Genomic DNA, 15801 nt, shown 5'->3' with positions numbered 1-15801 from the left:
TACCGGTCCTGGACCACGTACCCGGAGTGGCGCGGCGGCGCCGCCAAGGGCGTCCGCCCGGTCGCGGGGGACCGGCCCGGCGTGGTGATCGCGACCCCGGCCGGTCGCACCGACTACACCGACCCGCACACCGGCACCACCGCCACCTGGGAGTACGCCACCTGGACCGGCCCGGCGCACCGGCTCGCCGTCCCGGCCACCGAGGTGATCGCGTCCTGGAACGCGCACACCCCGGACGGCACCTGGCTCCAGGTCGAGCTGCGGGGCACCTACTCCGACGGCGCCGAGACCCCCTGGTACGTCATGGGGCGCTGGGCAGCGGGCGACCAGGACATCCGCCGCACCTCCGTCGACGGCCAGAGCGACGGCCGCAGCAGCGTCTGGACCGACACCCTCGCGCTCGACGACGCCTCGACCGGCCTGCGCCTGGTCGCCTACCGGCTGCGGCTGACCCTCTACCGCAGGCCGGGCGGCAAGGCCACCCCGACCGTCTGGCGGCTGGGCGCGATGGGCTCCGACGTCCCCGACCGGTTCACCGTGCCCGCCTCCGTCCCGGGGCTCGCCCAGGAGCTGACCGTCCCGCGCTACTCGCAGGAGATCCACAAGGGCCAGTACCCGGAGTACGACAACGGCGGCGAGGCCTGGTGCAGCCCCACCTCCTCGCAGATGATCGTCGAGTACTGGGGCGGCCGTCTCACCCCCGCCCAACTGGCCTGGGTCGACCCGTCGTTCGCCGACCCGCAGGTCTGCCACGCGGCCCGCCACACCTATGACCACCAGTACGAGGGCTGCGGCAACTGGCCGTTCAACGCGGCCTACGCGGCCACCTTCGACGGCCTCCAGGGCGTGGTCACCCGGCTCGGCTCGCTCACCGACCTGGAGACCCTGATCGCGGCCGGCATCCCGGCCATAACGTCCCAGTCGTTCCTCCCGTCGGAGCTGACCGGCGCGGGCTACGGCACCTCCGGGCACCTGATGACGGTGATCGGGTTCACGGCCGACGGCGACGTGATCGCCAACGACCCGGCCTCGCCCAGCGACGCGGCGGTGCGCCGGGTCTACCGGCGGGCCGAGTTCGAGACCATCTGGCTGCGGACCAAGCGGCACAACGCGGCGGGCAACGTGGTCTCCGGCACCGGCGGTGTCTGCTACCTCTACTTCCCCGCGCGCCCCACCCCCGGGCAGCGCAAGGCGCTCGCGGCGGTGGGCGTGCGCTGACCGGCGCGGTCACCACCGCAGGACACGAGGGCCCCGGGCGACCGGGGCCCTCTCCGCGTGCCGGCTGTGACCAAGGTCTCGGGTGCACATCGCCCGATCGGTGGCAAGGTGGACGCACCGGTGGGGGGTTCCGCCCTGTACGTCCTACTTCAGTGAGCATCCATGAGCGCACATTCAGCCACCGCCGCCCGTCCGCGCACCGGCGGTCCCCGCGACGACGGCCCGCAGACCCTCGAACACGTGCTGGGCTGGGTGCTCGTCCTGGTCGTGGCGATGCTGGTGACCCGGCTCGGACTGCTCTGAGGCCGTCGCGCGGCCGACCCCGCGTCCACCGTGAGCTGACGCACAGGTGACCTGCCATACTGCCAAGGTCCCGCCGCCGCCCGCCCGAGACCAGGTCGAAGTTGAACATCAGCCAAGAGAGCGACGCCGTCCGTCCGCGGGCACGCGGAACCGAGCGTTCGCTGGCCCGCCGCGCCGAACTCATCTCCATCGGCCGGAAGTTGTTCTCCGACACCTCGTACGACGCGCTCTCGATGGACGACATCGCGCGCCAGGCGCAGGTCGCCAAGGGGCTGATCTACTACTACTTCCAGTCCAAGCGCGGCTACTACCTGGCGATCGTCCACGACTCCGTGGCCGACCTGGTCACCTTCGCCGCCAGCGGCCTGGAACTGCAGCCGGTGGACCGCGTCCACCGCACCATCGACGGCTACCTCCGCTACGCCGAGCACAACCAGGCCGCCTACCGGACGATCGTCAGCGGGGGCGTCGGCTTCGACGCGGAGGTGCAGGCCATCCGCGACGGCGTCCGCGAGGCGATCGTCGCCACCATCGCCGAGGGCGCCTACGGCCGCGTCGACGTCTCGCCGCTGGCCCGGATGGGTCTGTTCGCCTGGGTCTGCGGGGTGGAGGGCGCCACCCTCGACTGGATCGCCCGCCCCCGGCTCAGCCGGGACGTCATGCGCGAACTGCTGGTCAAGACGCTCGGCGGGGCCATGCGCGCCATCGAGGAGATCGACCCCGCCTGTCCGGCCCCGGCCCCGGCCCGCCGGGACGGATGACGGAAGGGCGGCGACCGTCGGCCGGCCGCCGCCCCGAGTGCGCTGTCACGGACGTCAGTTGATGGCCTTGATCAGCTCGCCGCCGGTGGTGTCGCCGCTCAGCTCCCAGAAGAACGTGCCGCCCAGACCCTGCTGGTTCTTGTACGTCATCTTCGTGCCGATGGTCGCCGGGGTGTCGTAACTCCACCAGTCGTTACCGCACTTGGCGTACGCGGTGCCCGCCACGGTGCCGGTCGCCGGGCACTTGGCCTTGAGCACCTTGTAGTCGTCGATGCCCTGCTCGTAGGTGCCCGCCGCCGGTCCGGTCGCGGTGCCGCCGGGCGCGGCCTGGGTGACGCCGGTCCAGCCGCGGCCGTAGAAGCCGATGCCCAGCAGCAGCTTCGAGGCCGGGACGCCCAGGCCCCGGAGCTTGGTGATGGTCGCCGAGCTGTAGTAGTCCGCCTTCGGGATGCCCGAGTAGGAGTTCAGCGGCGAGTGGGGGGCCGTCGGACCCTTGGCGTCCCAGGCGCCGAAGAAGTCGTACGTCATCGGGTTGTACCAGTCGACGTACTGGGCGGCGCCCGCGTAGTCGGCCGCGTCGATCTTGCCGCCCGCCGTGGCGTCGGCCGTGATCGCCGCCGTGACCAGGCTGGAGGAGCCGAACTTGGCGCGCAGGGCGGCCATGACGTTGGTGAAGGCGGTCCGCCCGCTGGTGTCGCAGGTGTTGCCGCAGGCGTTCGGGTACTCCCAGTCGATGTCGATGCCGTCGAAGACGCCGGACCACTTGGAGTTCTTCACCAGGTCGTAGCAGGACTGGGCGAAGGCGGCGGGGTTCTTCGACGCCTCGCCGAACCCGTTCGACCAGGTCCAACCGCCGAAGGACCAGAGCACCTTGAGGTTCGGGTGCTTCTTCTTCAGCTTCAGGAGCTGGTTGAAGTTGCCGCGCAGCGGCTGGTCCCAGGTGTCGGCGACACCGTCCACCGACTCGGCGGCGGTGTAGGCCTTGTCGGTCGCCGCGTAGCCGTCGCCCATGGCGCACTTGCCGCCGGTGACGTTGCCGAACGCGTAGTTGATGTGGGTGAGCTTCGCCGCCGAGCCGGAGGTCTCGACGTTCTTGACGAAGTACTTGCGGTCGTAGGTGCCCCATTCGGTGAAGTAGCCGACGACCTTGGAGCCCGCCGCGGCGGGGGCGGCGGCCTCGGACGGGGCGGCACCGGCGGTGGCGCTGCTCGCGCCGGCCAGCAGCCCCGCGCCGAGGACCGCGCAGCAGGCGGCGGAGACGAGGGCCCGGAACCGGGCGCGTGGGGAGGTGAGCATCGGTGTGTCTCCTCGTGGGGGAGAGGGGAACGGGTGCCGATTGGCATGAACGCGGTGAGGCGATGCTCAGCACCGTAGGAGGACTAGACCAGTCGCGTCAATGGTTCGGACCAGGGCGGATCACGCCGGGATCCCGTTTCCCCGGCGCCCGGGATATTCTTGAAGTGAGCGGTCGTTAACTGGTGACCGGGTGTCCCGGATCGGGCATACTCACAGCGCAGAGCCGCTGGTCAGCAGCCTCCGTGACCCGGAGGCGCGAGCCTCGGCCGGTACCTCGTGAGACCCGGCGGATGCGCCCCCACCCGTGCGCCCGTCCGCCGATCTGCCCCAACAGGGAGGAGAGCGTCGCCATGACCGACCGCGCCCCGCAGCCGGTGGACCGCGTACTGCCCACCGACGAGTCCAGGGACCTGATCGCGCTCGTGCGGGACATCGCGCAGCGCGAGATAGCCCCGAAGGCGGCCGAGGAGGAGGACGCGGGCCGCTTCCCGCGGGAGGTCTTCACCCTGTTGTCGCAGTCGGGCCTGCTCGGTCTGCCCTACGCCGCCGAGCACGGCGGCGGCGACCAGCCCTACGAGGTCTACCTCCAGGTCCTCGAGGAACTCGCCGCGGCCCGCCTCACCGTCGGCCTCGGCGTCAGCGTGCACACCCTCGCCTCCTACGCCCTCGCCGCCTACGGCACCAAGCAGCAGCAGGTCGAGCACCTGCCCGCGATGCTCGGCGGCGGACTCCTCGGCGCCTACTGCCTCTCCGAGCCCGCCGCCGGTTCGGACGCCGCCTCGCTGCGCACCAAGGCCGTGCGGGACGGCGGCAGTTGGGTGATCACCGGCACCAAGGCCTGGATCACCCACGGCGGGATCGCCGACTTCTACACCGTCATGGCCCGCACCGGGGAACAGGGGCCGCGCGGGATCACCGCCTTCCTGGTGCCCGGCGACGCCGACGGGGTCGCCGCCGCCGCGCCCGAGCGGAAGATGGGCATGAAGGGCTCCCCGACCGCGCAGGTCCACTTCGACGGCGTCCGGGTCCCGGACGAGCGGCGGCTCGGCGAGGAGGGCCAGGGCTTCGCGATCGCGCTCGCCTCCCTCGACGCGGGGCGGCTCGGCATCGCCGCCTGCGCCGTGGGCCTCGCCCAGGCCGCGCTCGACGCGGCGGTCGCCCACGCCACCGAGCGCCGTCAGTTCGGCCGTCCCGTCGCCGACTTCCAGGGCCTGCGCTTCATGCTCGCCGACATGGCCACCCAGATCGAGGCGGGCCGGGCCCTCTACCTCGCGGCGGCCCGGCTGCGCGACGCCGGGCGCCCGTTCGCCAAGCAGGCGGCCATGGCCAAGCTGCACTGCACCGACACCGCGATGAAGGTCACCGTCGACGCCGTCCAGGTTCTCGGCGGCTACGGCTACACCGCGGACTTCCCGGCGGAGCGGTACCTGCGCGAGGCGAAGGTCCTGCAGATCGTCGAGGGCACCAACCAGATCCAGCGGATGGTCATCGCCCGTCACCTCGCGGGCCCGGAGACCCGCTGAACTGCCCGGGGCGCACCGTCGGCGCGGTGAGCCTGACCCACTCGGGGTCGGGCAGCCCCGGCAGGGTGCGGCCCCGCTCGGCCCAGACGCCGAGCAACTCCCGGTAGATGGGCGGGTCCTGGGGCGGCTCAGGCTCCCGCCGAACCGTTCCTGTGGGCGCCGACCCCGGGAACGGGGCGCCCGGAGGCGCCGTTCCCCTGGGCAGGGCGACGAGCGTACGGCGGCGCTGCCCGGGTGCGGCCGCCGCATAGGTCGGGGTCATACCAGGCCAACGCGGCGGCGGCCGGGCCGGTCACCGGGGCCCGGAATCGGGCGTGAGTTCGCGGACGTCCACCCACGGGTACGACGGTCACGGACGCGGCGGACCGGCGATCGCGCCGGGGGCTGCCGAGGTCCCCAACCGCCGCCGCGGGCAGCCGGGTTCACCGCCGCCCGCGCACGGCCGGGCACACCGGGCCCGCACCACGACAGCCTGCCGGTCATGGTGCGGGGTGGTTCGGAAGAGGGGCCCGACTCCGGAAGGAGCGGCTCAGGCGGCCTGGCGCCGCATGATCGGCACCCGCATCGGGCGCGAGCCCGGACCGCCGACGTGGGAGAAGGGCTGCGTCCGCCAGTCGAGTCCCTGGGGGAGCGTCAGCAGCAGGGCGGTGTCCTGCTCCTGGGGCTCGGCGGACTCGTCCGCCGACACCGCGTCGGACGCCTCGCGTCCGGTACCGGCGCAGACCGTGAGCCCGAACGGGTTCCACGGCGAGGCGCACAGCGCGTGCTCCGGGAGCACCTCCTCGTCCGCCAGCAGCGCGATCGGCTGCGCGCAGTCCGGGCAGATCACCCGGTACATCTCGAAGGTGTCGTACGCGTCGACCTCGTCACCGTCGTACGCGGAGTCGTCGTCGACGCCCTCCGGCTCGATGTCGAGGACCGGCTTGAGCCGCTTGGACGCGGTACGACCAGGGCGCTTAAGACTCTGCATGGGATTCTCCCCCTCGGGCTGGGCCGTAAGGCGCTGCGGCCTCGACCACAGCAAGCACTTCCCGTCCCGTCTCCGGGGTAATCACGAGTCCATCACGGAGACGTCTCGATGAGTGTGGTCTTCGTCACACGAGGTTCACAGGTGTCCGGCGCGGCCGGTTTGTCCCCCCTGGGCGCGGCCTGACCCTTCCCCGCCACATCACGAACCGGGCATGACCTGCGCCGCTCGGCTATCCGCGGCGATCAGCCGCACGGTAGGTTCTTGCGCCATGGAGGAGCTGGACCGACAGATCGTGCAGCTGCTCGTCAAGGACGGGCGGATGAGCTACACCGACCTGGGCAAGGCCACGGGCCTGTCCACGTCGGCCGTGCACCAGCGGGTGCGGCGGCTCGAACAGCGTGGCGTCATCCGCGGCTACGCCGCGGTCGTCGACCCCGGCTCCGTCGGCCTGCCCATGACGGCGTTCATCTCGGTCAAGCCGTTCGACCCCAGCGCGCCCGACGACATCGCGGACCGCCTCGCCGGTGTCCCCGAGATCGAGGCCTGCCACAGCGTCGCGGGCGACGAGAACTACATCCTCAAGGTCCGCGTGGCCACCCCGCACGAGCTGGAGGAGCTCCTCGCCCGGGTCCGCACCCTGGCCGGGGTCTCCACCCGCACCACGGTCGTGCTCTCCACCCCCTACGAGGCCAGGCCGCCCAGGATCTGACCCACCGGGGTGCGGGGCCGCGCGGGCGAGGCGCGAGACTGTTCCCCATGAACGAGCGCACCGACCAGCCCAGCACCGTCCTGCTCCGCCGGGGCGAGGTGCACAGCCCCGCCGACCCCTTCGCGACCGCCATGGTCGTCGAACACGGCCAGGTCGCCTGGGTCGGCTCCGAGGGCGCCGCCGACGCCTTCGCCGACGGTGTCGACGAGACCGTCGACCTGGACGGCGCCCTGGTCACCCCGGCGTTCACCGACGCCCATGTGCACGCCACCGCCACCGGTCTCGCGCTGACCGGCCTCGACCTGTCCGGCGCGCCGTCCCTGGCGGACGCCCTCGCCCTGGTCCGGGAGTTCGCCGCCGCCCGCCCGCACGACCGGGTCCTGCTCGGCCACGGCTGGGACGCCTCCCGCTGGCCCGGCGGGCGCCCCCCGGGCCGTGCCGAACTGGACGCGGCCACCGGCGGACGCCCGCTCTACCTCAGCCGCATCGACGTCCACTCCGCCGTCGTCACCACCGCCCTGCTCGACCTGGTGCCCAGCCTCGGGGCCACCGGCGACGGGCCGCTCACCCGGGACGCCCACCACGCCGTGCGGTCCGCCGCCCTCGGCGCCGTCACCGAGGCCCAGCGCACCGAGGCCCAGCGTGCCGCGCTCGCCCACGCCGCCTCCCTGGGCATCGGCTCGCTGCACGAGTGCGGCGGCCCCGGCATCTCCTCCGAGGACGACTTCACCGGCCTGCTGCGGCTCGCCGCCGCCGAGCCCGGCCCCCGCGTCACCGGCTACTGGGCCGAACAGGACGTCGACAAGGCCCGCGAGCTGGGCGCCGCGGGCGCGGCCGGCGACCTGTTCGTGGACGGCGCCCTCGGCTCCCACACCGCCTGCCTCCACCAGCCCTACGCCGACGCCGGACACACCGGCACCGCCTACCTGGACGCGGACGCCGTCGCCGCCCATGTCGTCGCCTGCACCGAGGCCGGGCTCCAGGCGGGCTTCCACGCCATCGGCGACGCCGCCGTCACCGCCGTCGTCGAGGGCGTCAGGGCCGCCGCCGACAAGCTCGGCACGGCCCGGGTGCGCGCCGGGCGGCACCGCGTCGAACACGCCGAGATGCTCACCCCCGAGTCGATCGCCGCCTTCGCCGACCTCGGCCTGACCGCCTCCGTGCAGCCCGCGTTCGACGCCCTGTGGGGCGGCGCCGACGGCATGTACGCCCAGCGTCTGGGCGCCGAGCGGGCCGGTGCGCTCAACCCGTTCGCCGCCCTGCTGCGGGCCGGGGTCCCGCTCGCCCTCGGCTCCGACAGCCCGGTCACCCCGCTCGACCCGTGGGGCACCGTCCGGGCCGCCGCCTTCCACCGCACCCCCGGGCACCGGATCTCCGTGCGCGCCGCCTTCGCCGCCCACACCCGGGGCGGCTGGCGGGCCGCCGGACGCGACGACGCGGGCGTCCTGGTGCCCGGCGCGCCCGCCGACTACGCCGTCTGGCGTACCGGCGCGCTGGTGGTGCAGGCGCCCGACGACCGGGTGGCCCGCTGGTCCACCGACCCGCGCTCGGGCACCCCGGGACTGCCCGACCTCACCCCCGGCCACGACCTGCCGGTCTGCCTGCGCACGGTGGTCGGCGGGCGGACCGTGTTCGTACGGCCGAGCGAGTGATCTCCCGGGGCGGCGCGCCACCGGCCCCCGGCCGCCGTCCCGCCGCTCCACCTGGGCATCCTCGGCCCCTCACGGGCCCCCGGCGCGGTCGGCGCAGGCCGCGCGGCTGTTGACAGGCGCAGGCCGCAGGCCGGTAGGTTCGGCCGGGTCCACCACCGGACGCCCGACCGCAACACGTCCGCGCGCTCGTCGCGGCGCCGCTGGGTCAGGGACGGTGTGCCGCACCGGGGCACCGCCACTGGGAGCCAGGCTCAGCGCCCGCGCCGTGACGAGGGAACGTTCCGCCGGTCGGGGAGGTGCGACCCGGGTGGGGCCCGGACGTTCAGTAGACAACGGCTTTCGGTCGACCCGCAGCCAGCGGGCCCCAGGTCGGCCCGAAGGGCGCCGGGCCCCCATCCGCAGCACCGACCGCACCCGCAAAAACCCCCAAATGGGTTTCCTTACCCCGCTCTTGTGGAATCGACACCACCGTACGAACGTCCTGTCACGTCAGTGCAGGCGGTGGCCACTATGGTGGACCTCTGCGTACGGACACGAAGGGGCAGCAGTGAACGACGGCGACGGGACCCTCGCGGCACAGGACCGGGGGAGGAAGTTCGGCCCGCTCGGCACCGCCTTGGTGATCATCCCGACCTTCAACGAGGCGGAGAACATCAAGTCGATCGTCGGCCGCGTGCGCTCGGCCGTCCCCGAGGCGCACGTCCTCGTGGCCGACGACAACAGCCCCGACGGCACCGGCAAGCTCGCCGACGAGCTGGCCGCCGTCGACGACCACGTCCAGGTGCTGCACCGCAAGGGCAAGGAAGGGCTCGGCGCCGCGTACCTCGCGGGCTTCCGCTGGGGCCTGGAGCACGGCTACGGCGTTCTCGTCGAGATGGACGCCGACGGCTCCCACCAGCCCGAGGAACTGCCCCGGCTGCTGACCGCCCTCAAGGGCGCCGACCTCGTCCTCGGCTCCCGCTGGGTGCCCGGCGGCCGGGTCGTGAACTGGCCGCGCAGCCGCGAGGTCATCTCCCGCGGCGGCAGCCTCTACTCCCGCGTCGCCCTCGACCTGCCGCTGCGCGACATCACCGGCGGCTACCGCGCCTTCCGCGCCGAGACCCTGGAGGGCCTCGGCCTCGACGAGGTCTCCTCGCAGGGCTACTGCTTCCAGGTCGACCTGGCCCGCCGCGCCGTCAAGGCCGGTTACCACGTCGTGGAGGTCCCCATCACCTTCGTCGAGCGCGAGCTGGGCGACTCCAAGATGAGCCGGGACATCCTCGTCGAGGCACTGTGGCGGGTCACCGCGTGGGGCGTGGGGGAGCGGGTCGGCAAGGTCACCGGCCGGGCGGCCCAGCCCAGGCCAGCGCAGCCCGGTCCGCAGGCGCCGGAGGCGTAGCGCCCGCCGGGGCCCGCACAGATCCGGATGATCATCCGCTTACGCCGCACTGAGCCGGACCCAGGCACACTGGACGTATGACGACTGGTGCTCAGACCCCCGCCCGTCCCGCCCGGCGCTCACGGCTGCGGACCTTCCTGCCGCTGGGCGTCGCCGCCTGGCTGGTGCTGGAGATCTGGCTGCTGACCCTGGTCGCGGGTGCCACCAGCGGTTTCGTGGTGTTTCTGATCCTGCTCGCCGGTCTGGTGGCCGGCGCCGCCGTGATCAAGAAGGCGGGCCGCAGGGCCTTCCGCAACCTCAACGAGGCGCTGAGCAAGGGCGCGGCCCCGTCGAGCGGCGGCGGCAGCGGCCTGATGATGCTCGGCGGGCTGCTGCTGATGATCCCCGGCCTGATCTCGGACGCGGCCGGACTCCTCCTGCTGATCCCGCCGGTGCAGAAGGCCCTCGCCCGGTTCGCCGAGCGCGCGGTCGAACGCCGGCTGGGCGCCGCCGCCCCCGGCACCGTGGGCGGCGCCTTCCAGCAGGCCCGGATGTACCGGTCCGACGGCAAGGTGGTGCAGGGCGAGGTCGTCCGGGACGAGCCGGGCGGCGACACCCCGCAGGACCCGCGCCCGCCGCTGACCCGCTGAGCCGCACCGCGGCACGACCGAGGGCCCCACGTGATGTCACGTGGGGCCCTCGGTCGTGCCGCGGTGCCGTGCGCCTGACCCTGGAAGGGACTACGCCGACTTACGGCTGTCACGCGGATGAACGGCGATGTTCATCGCGCCGGAGCGGAGAACCGCCAGGCGCTCCTCGAGAACCTCTTCGAGTTCCTCGCGGGTGCGCCGCTCCATCAACATGTCCCAATGCGTACGCGCGGGCTTGGCCTTCTTCTCTTCAGGGCCGTCGCCGTCAACGAGGAGTGCTTGGGCCCCGCAGACCTTGCACTCCCACTCCGGCGGAATCTCCGCCTCGACCGAGAAGGGCATCTCGAAGCGGTGCCCCTTCTCGCATGCGTACTCCACGGCCTGGCGCGGGGCCAGGTCGATGCCGCGGTCCGTCTCGTAGCTGGTCACCACGAGGCGCGTGCCGCGAAGAGCTCGCTCACTCATGAATCGTGCCTCCCGGGCTTGTCGCCCACAGGACAGGTGTCGCTGTCGTCGTCATCCGTTCAACGTCCGGTCGGCGGTAAAGATTCCCGTTCCGGGTCGTGCGTCGCCGTCGTAACCGCCCTTGTTGTACCCACCCGCGTCCGGTTTGTCACATCTGCTGGCAGATATGACACGGCGTTTCGTTGTCTTTGACGCGCAGTAACGGTACGCCTGGCAGGCCAAACGCGTACACTACCGCCCTTTGGCGTCGAACGCTAAATCCTCTCGGGAACGGGATTGCCCGCGTCGCCGATCGCCCTGCGCACCGGGACCCGCGCGAGCAGCACGAACCCGATCACGAAGAACGCCACCAGGGAGATGATCGCGTCCCGGTAGCTCCCGGTGAACTGGTAGGTGATCCCGAACAGGAGAGGACCCAACCAGCTCATGCCCCGGTCGCTCATCTCGTACGCGGAGAAGTACTCGGCCTCCTTCCCCGTCGGGACCAGATGCGAGAACAGCGAGCGGGAGAGCGCCTGGCTGCCGCCCAGCACCAGGCCGATGCCGGACGCGAGCACGAAGAACCACACCGGCGCACCGGCCGGGAGGAAGTACCCGGCGGCCAGCGTCACCGTCCACGCGACGAGGGAGCCCAGGATGGTCCGTTTGGCTCCGTACGTCCTGGCCAGCCGCCCCATCCCGAGCGCGCCGACCACCGCGAGCACCTGCACCAGCAGCACCGCGCCGATGAGCGTCGACTGCCCGAGGCCCAGCTCCTGCGAGCCGTAGACGGACGCCTGCGAGATCACCGTCTGGATGCCGTCGTTGTAGACGAGGTACGCCAGCAGGAAGGAGAGCGTCAGCGGGTGGCGGCGCATGTCGCGCACGGTCGCCGCGAGCTGCCGCAGACCCGGGGCCGTCGCCTCGCGCGGTCCGGTGGCGCGGTCGCGCAGCCGGCTCAGCGGGATCAGGGTGAAGGCGCCCCACCACAGGCCCGCCGTGGCCAGGCAGATCCGGACCGCCGTGGTCTCCGAGACGCCGAAGCTGTCGTGCGCCAGATAGAGCACCAGGTTCGCGATCAGCACCAGCGAGCCCGCCGCGTAGCCGAAGGCCCAGCCCCGGGAGGAGACCGCGTCGCGCTCCTCGGGCGGGGCGATCTGCGGGAGGTAGGAGTTGTACAGCATCATGCCGACGGACTGCGCCGCGTTCGCGACGATCAGCAGCACACCGCCCAGCAGATAGCGCTCGCCGTCCAGGAAGAACATGCCTGCGGTCGCCGCCGCGCCGGTGTACGCGGCCGCCGCCAGCAGCGGCTTCTTGCGGCCCGAGCGGTCCGCCGCCGCCCCGACCAGGGGCATCACCAGGACGGCCAGGATCACCGAGAGGGAGACCGTGTAGGCGAAGAACGACCCCGCGCGCACCGGCACGCCCAGCGGGTGGACGAACCCGTCGGCGTCGGCCGCCGCCTCGGCGACCGACGTCAGGTACGGGCCGAGGAACACGGTGAGCACGCTCGTCGAGTAGACGGAGCAGGCCCAGTCGTAGAAGTACCAGCCGCGCTGTTCGCGCCTCCGGTCCGTGGCCTCGGCCACCGGGGTGTCGGTACCCACCCGTGCCTCGCTTCCCCGCCGCAGCTTCCGTGCGCCGACCAGGACGACTGCCGGGCCTCAGACCCAGACGCCCCGCTCCTCCATGACCCGGCGCAGTGTGTCGATGTGATCGGTCATGATGCCATCGACGCCGAGGTCCAGGAGCCGGTGCATCCGGTCCGCCTCGTTGATCGTCCACACGTGCACCTGGAGCCCGCGCGCGTGGGCGGCGCGCACGAACCTGCGGTCGACGACCTGGATGCCGGACTGCGTCTCCGGCACCTGGGCCGCGACCGCCGACGAGCGCAGCGCGGCCGGCACCCCCCAGGAGCGCAGCCGCAGGTTGAGCACGCCCCGGGTGCCGTACGAGGTCGCCAGGCGCGGTCCGGCCAGCCGCTGGGCGCGCACCACCCGGGCCTCGGAGAAGGAGCCCACGCAGATCCGGTCCCAGGCGTCGGCGCGCTCCACCAGTTCCAGGAAGGGGTGGAGGGCGGACTCCGCCTTGAGGTCGACGTTCCAGCGCACCCCGGGGAACGTCTCCAGCAGCTCCTCGAAGAGGGGGAGCGGTTCCCTGCCCGCCACGCGCGCGTCCCGGACCTCGCGCCAGGGCAGGTCCGCGATCCGCCCGGAGCCGTCGGTGACCCGGTCGAGGGTCGCGTCGTGGAAGGCGACCAGCCTGCCGTCCGCCGTGGTGTGCACGTCGGTCTCGATGTAGCGGTAGCCCGCCGCCACCGCGCGCCGGAACTGGGGCAGCGTGTTCTCCAGGCCGTCCGCGTCACCGCCGCGGTGGGCGAAGGCGATCGGACCGGGATGGTCGAGGTAGGGATGGCGTATCGGGGTGGTCACCCGGGCAGTATCGCGCGCGGCGGTGGCCCGTCGGCAACGGGCGTGCTGCGGTCCGGTGCCGGGGCGGCGTCGAACATCCGCAGGAAGAGCTGGGCGAGCGGGCCGATGGCCACCGCGTACAGGACGGTGCCGACGCCGACGGTGCCGCCGAGGGCGAAGCCGGTCGCCACCACCGTCAGCTCGATCGCCGTCCGCAGCAGCCGGATCGAACGCCCGGTGCGCCGGTGCAGGCCCGTCATCAGACCGTCCCGGGGGCCGGGGCCGAAGCGGGCGCTGATGTAGAGGCCGGTGGCGAGGCCGTTGAGGACCACGCCCGCCACCAGCAGCGGGATCCGGACGGCCAGGCCGTGGACGTCGGGGAGCAGGGCGAGGGTGGCGTCCATGGCGAGGCCGACCACGAAGACGTTGGAGACCGTGCCGAGCCCCGGGCGCTGGCGCAGCGGGATCCACAGCAGCAGCACGGCCGCGCCGATGATGATCGACACGACCCCGATGGTCAGCCCGGTGAGTTCGGCCAGGCCCTGGTGCAGCACGTTCCAGGGTTCGAGACCGAGGCCCGCCTCGACGAGCAGTCCGGAGCTGGCGCCGTACAGCGCGAGCCCCGCGTACAACCGCGTCAACCGCCGCCCGAGACGGCTCCGTGTGGACAAGACATGCTCCCCCTGGTCGTAGTGGCCTGACACGTGACACCCTGTGGCGTGGAAGGAAGCGCCATCCATGGCCAATTCCGGGAAGGTGGACTGATTTCCATGGCTCAGTGGACTTCGGCGATGGGTGCCGCGCAACTCGCCCGGCTCCTCGGCTCGCAGCAGGAGCGTCCGGCGGGCCCCGGCACCCGCCGACCGCCCGCCTACCGGGCGCTCGCCGACGGCATCAGACTGCTGGTCCTGGAGGGCCGGGTCCCGGTCGCGGCCCGGCTGCCCGCCGAACGCGAACTCGCCCTCGCCCTCTCCGTCAGCCGCACCACGGTCGCCGCCGCCTACGAGGCGCTGCGCACCGAGGGCTTCCTGGAGTCCCGGCGCGGCGCGGGCAGTTGGACGGCGGTCCCGGCCGGGAACCCGCTGCCCGCGCGCGGTCTTGAACCGCTGCCGCCCGAGCGGCTCGGCTCGATGATCGACCTGGGCACCGCTGCCCTCCCGGCGCCCGAGCCCTGGCTGACCCGGGCGGTGCGCGGCGCCCTGGAGGAGCTGCCGCCGTACGCCCACACCCACGGCGACTACCCGGCCGGGCTGCCCGCCCTGCGCGCGATGATCGCCGACCGCTACACCGCGCGCGGCATCCCCACCATGCCCGAGCAGATCATGGTCACCACCGGTGCGATGGGCGCCATGGACGCCATCTGCCATCTCTTCGCCGGACGCGGCGAGCGCATCGCCGTCGAGTCGCCGTCCTACGCCAACATCCTCCAGCTGATGCGGGAGACCGGCGCCCGGCTGGTGCCCGTGGCGATGGCGGACGCGCTGTCCGGCTGGGACCTCGACCGCTGGCGCCAGGTCTTCCGGGACGCGGCGCCCCGGATCGCCTACATCGTGGCCGACTTCCACAACCCGACCGGCGCCCTCGCCGACGAGGACCAGCGCCGCGGGCTGGTCGAGGCGGCCCGCTCCGCCGGGACGGTCCTGGTGGCCGACGAGACGATGAGCGAGCTGTGGCTCGACGACGACGTCCGGATGCCGCGCCCGGTCTGCGCCTTCGACCCGGCCGGGTCCACCGTGGTCACCGTGGGCTCCGCCAGCAAGGCGTTCTGGGCCGGGATGCGGATCGGCTGGGTGCGCGCGGCCCCCGACACCGTGCGCAGCCTGGTCGCCGCGCGCGCCTACGCAGACCTCGGCACGCCGGTCCTCGAACAGCTCGCGGTGAACTGGCTGTTCGGCACCGGCGGCTGGGAGCGGGCGGTCGAGGTGCGGCGCGCGCAGGCCAGGGAGAACCGGGACGCGCTGGTCGCCGCGGTCCGACGGGCCCTGCCCGACTGGGAGTTCGAGGTGCCCCGGGGCGGCCTCACGCTGTGGGTGCGCACCGGCGGCCTCTCCGGCTCGCGGCTCGCCGAGGTGGGGGAGCGGATCGGGGTGCGGGTGCCGTCGGGGCCGCGGTTCGGGGTGGACGGCGCGTTCGAGGGCTATGTGCGGCTGCCGTTCACCGTCTCGGGCGCGGTCGCGGAGGAGGCGGCGGTCCGCCTCGCGGCGGCGGCACGGCTGGTGGAGAAGGGGGCGACGGGGACGGGGGAGACACCGCGGACGTTCGTGGCGTGAACGCGGTGATGCCCTTGAGGCAGACGGGCGTCGGTGGTCTGTCGGTCCGGTGAGGCGCAGGGGTCCGGTGGGGCGTCGGTGCTGCGCTGGTCCGGTGGGGCGCCGGTGCTCTGTCGGGCTGGTGGGGCTGACGGGGTGCGGGTGCCGTGGGCGGGTGGGCCGCTGACGGGGTTCGTCGTGCGGTGGGTGGGCTTCCGGTTGTGGGCGGGGTTCCGGGCGTCCCGTGCTGCGGGG

The 15801-nt window shown here is 73.1% G+C and carries 15 protein-coding genes; 9 read left to right on the top strand and 6 right to left on the bottom strand.

What is annotated here, in order from left to right; all coding sequences use genetic code 11:
* The 3 genes from GA0115242_RS35605 to GA0115242_RS35600 all read left to right on the top strand — a co-directional run.
* A partial coding sequence (locus GA0115242_RS35605) for a peptidase C39 family protein (RefSeq protein ID WP_093835794.1) occupies window positions 1-1218 on the top strand: 1218 nt, incomplete at its 5' end.
* A 162-nt stretch (window positions 1219-1380) separates the two neighbouring features.
* Window positions 1381-1521: an SCO1431 family membrane protein gene (locus GA0115242_RS40125; RefSeq protein ID WP_107461566.1), complete on the top strand. Its 141-nt coding sequence runs from the start codon at window positions 1381-1383 to the stop codon at window positions 1519-1521.
* 101 nt (window positions 1522-1622) lie between these two features.
* Window positions 1623-2282 carry a TetR/AcrR family transcriptional regulator gene (locus GA0115242_RS35600; RefSeq protein WP_093835793.1) on the top strand — a complete coding sequence of 220 codons (660 nt, stop codon included), beginning with the start codon at window positions 1623-1625 and terminating at the stop codon, window positions 2280-2282.
* Between the two features lie 54 nt (window positions 2283-2336).
* On the opposite strand, the gene GA0115242_RS35595 is transcribed toward GA0115242_RS35600, so the two are convergent.
* Window positions 2337-3578: a glycoside hydrolase family 18 protein gene (locus GA0115242_RS35595; protein WP_093835792.1), complete on the bottom strand. Its 1242-nt coding sequence runs from the start codon at window positions 3576-3578 to the stop codon at window positions 2337-2339.
* Window positions 3579-3928: 350 nt separating this feature from the next.
* On the opposite strand from GA0115242_RS35595, the gene GA0115242_RS35590 reads away from it, so the two are divergent.
* Window positions 3929-5101 carry an acyl-CoA dehydrogenase family protein gene (locus GA0115242_RS35590; RefSeq protein WP_093835791.1) on the top strand — a complete coding sequence of 391 codons (1173 nt, stop codon included), beginning with the start codon at window positions 3929-3931 and terminating at the stop codon, window positions 5099-5101.
* 529 nt (window positions 5102-5630) lie between these two features.
* Here GA0115242_RS35590 and GA0115242_RS35580 read toward each other — a convergent pair.
* Window positions 5631-6071 carry a hypothetical protein gene (locus GA0115242_RS35580; protein ID WP_093835789.1) on the bottom strand — a complete coding sequence of 147 codons (441 nt, stop codon included), beginning with the start codon at window positions 6069-6071 and terminating at the stop codon, window positions 5631-5633.
* 268 nt (window positions 6072-6339) lie between these two features.
* On the opposite strand from GA0115242_RS35580, the gene GA0115242_RS35575 reads away from it, so the two are divergent.
* The 4 genes from GA0115242_RS35575 to fxsA all read left to right on the top strand — a co-directional run bounded on the left by GA0115242_RS35575 (window position 6340) and on the right by fxsA (window position 10439).
* The gene (locus tag GA0115242_RS35575) at window positions 6340-6780 is read left to right on the top strand and encodes an Lrp/AsnC family transcriptional regulator (RefSeq protein WP_093835788.1); all 441 of its coding nucleotides are present in this window, start codon (window positions 6340-6342) and stop codon (window positions 6778-6780) included.
* Window positions 6781-6827: 47 nt separating this feature from the next.
* Entirely contained in the window at window positions 6828-8432 is a 1605-nt protein-coding gene (locus GA0115242_RS35570; RefSeq protein WP_093835787.1) for an amidohydrolase, read from the top strand.
* A 547-nt stretch (window positions 8433-8979) separates the two neighbouring features.
* The gene (locus GA0115242_RS35565) at window positions 8980-9810 is read left to right on the top strand and encodes a polyprenol monophosphomannose synthase (RefSeq protein WP_093835786.1); all 831 of its coding nucleotides are present in this window, start codon (window positions 8980-8982) and stop codon (window positions 9808-9810) included.
* A 77-nt stretch (window positions 9811-9887) separates the two neighbouring features.
* The gene (gene fxsA, locus GA0115242_RS35560; protein ID WP_093835785.1) at window positions 9888-10439 is read left to right on the top strand and encodes an FxsA family membrane protein; all 552 of its coding nucleotides are present in this window, start codon (window positions 9888-9890) and stop codon (window positions 10437-10439) included.
* 90 nt (window positions 10440-10529) lie between these two features.
* On the opposite strand, the gene GA0115242_RS35555 is transcribed toward fxsA, so the two are convergent.
* The 4 genes from GA0115242_RS35555 to GA0115242_RS35540 form a co-directional block, all read right to left on the bottom strand.
* Window positions 10530-10904, bottom strand: a complete 375-nt coding sequence (locus tag GA0115242_RS35555; protein ID WP_003977404.1) for an RNA polymerase-binding protein RbpA — start codon at window positions 10902-10904, stop codon at window positions 10530-10532.
* A 254-nt stretch (window positions 10905-11158) separates the two neighbouring features.
* Window positions 11159-12493 carry an MFS transporter gene (locus GA0115242_RS35550; protein WP_093835784.1) on the bottom strand — a complete coding sequence of 445 codons (1335 nt, stop codon included), beginning with the start codon at window positions 12491-12493 and terminating at the stop codon, window positions 11159-11161.
* 57 nt (window positions 12494-12550) lie between these two features.
* Window positions 12551-13318 (bottom strand): glycerophosphodiester phosphodiesterase, encoded by a 768-nt coding sequence (locus tag GA0115242_RS35545; protein ID WP_093835783.1) that lies wholly within the window; start codon window positions 13316-13318, stop codon window positions 12551-12553.
* The gene (locus GA0115242_RS35540) at window positions 13315-13968 is read right to left on the bottom strand and encodes a membrane protein YczE (protein ID WP_093835782.1); all 654 of its coding nucleotides are present in this window, start codon (window positions 13966-13968) and stop codon (window positions 13315-13317) included. The genes GA0115242_RS35545 and GA0115242_RS35540 overlap by 4 nt, the downstream gene beginning before the upstream one ends.
* A gap of 99 nt (window positions 13969-14067) precedes the next feature.
* Between GA0115242_RS35540 and GA0115242_RS35535 the strand changes: the two genes are divergently transcribed.
* On the top strand, window positions 14068-15567 hold the full coding sequence (locus tag GA0115242_RS35535; RefSeq protein ID WP_093835781.1) for an SCO1417 family MocR-like transcription factor: 1500 nt from the start codon (window positions 14068-14070) through the stop codon (window positions 15565-15567).
* The last annotated feature ends 234 nt before the right edge of the window (window positions 15568-15801 follow it).

The sequence above is a fragment of the Streptomyces sp. SolWspMP-5a-2 genome, assembly GCF_900091845.1.
In the GTDB taxonomy this organism is placed as follows: Bacteria; Actinomycetota; Actinomycetes; order Streptomycetales; family Streptomycetaceae; genus Streptomyces; species Streptomyces doudnae.
Note: the sequence above shows the minus strand (reverse complement) of the source record. Positions and strands in the feature narration are given on the sequence as shown.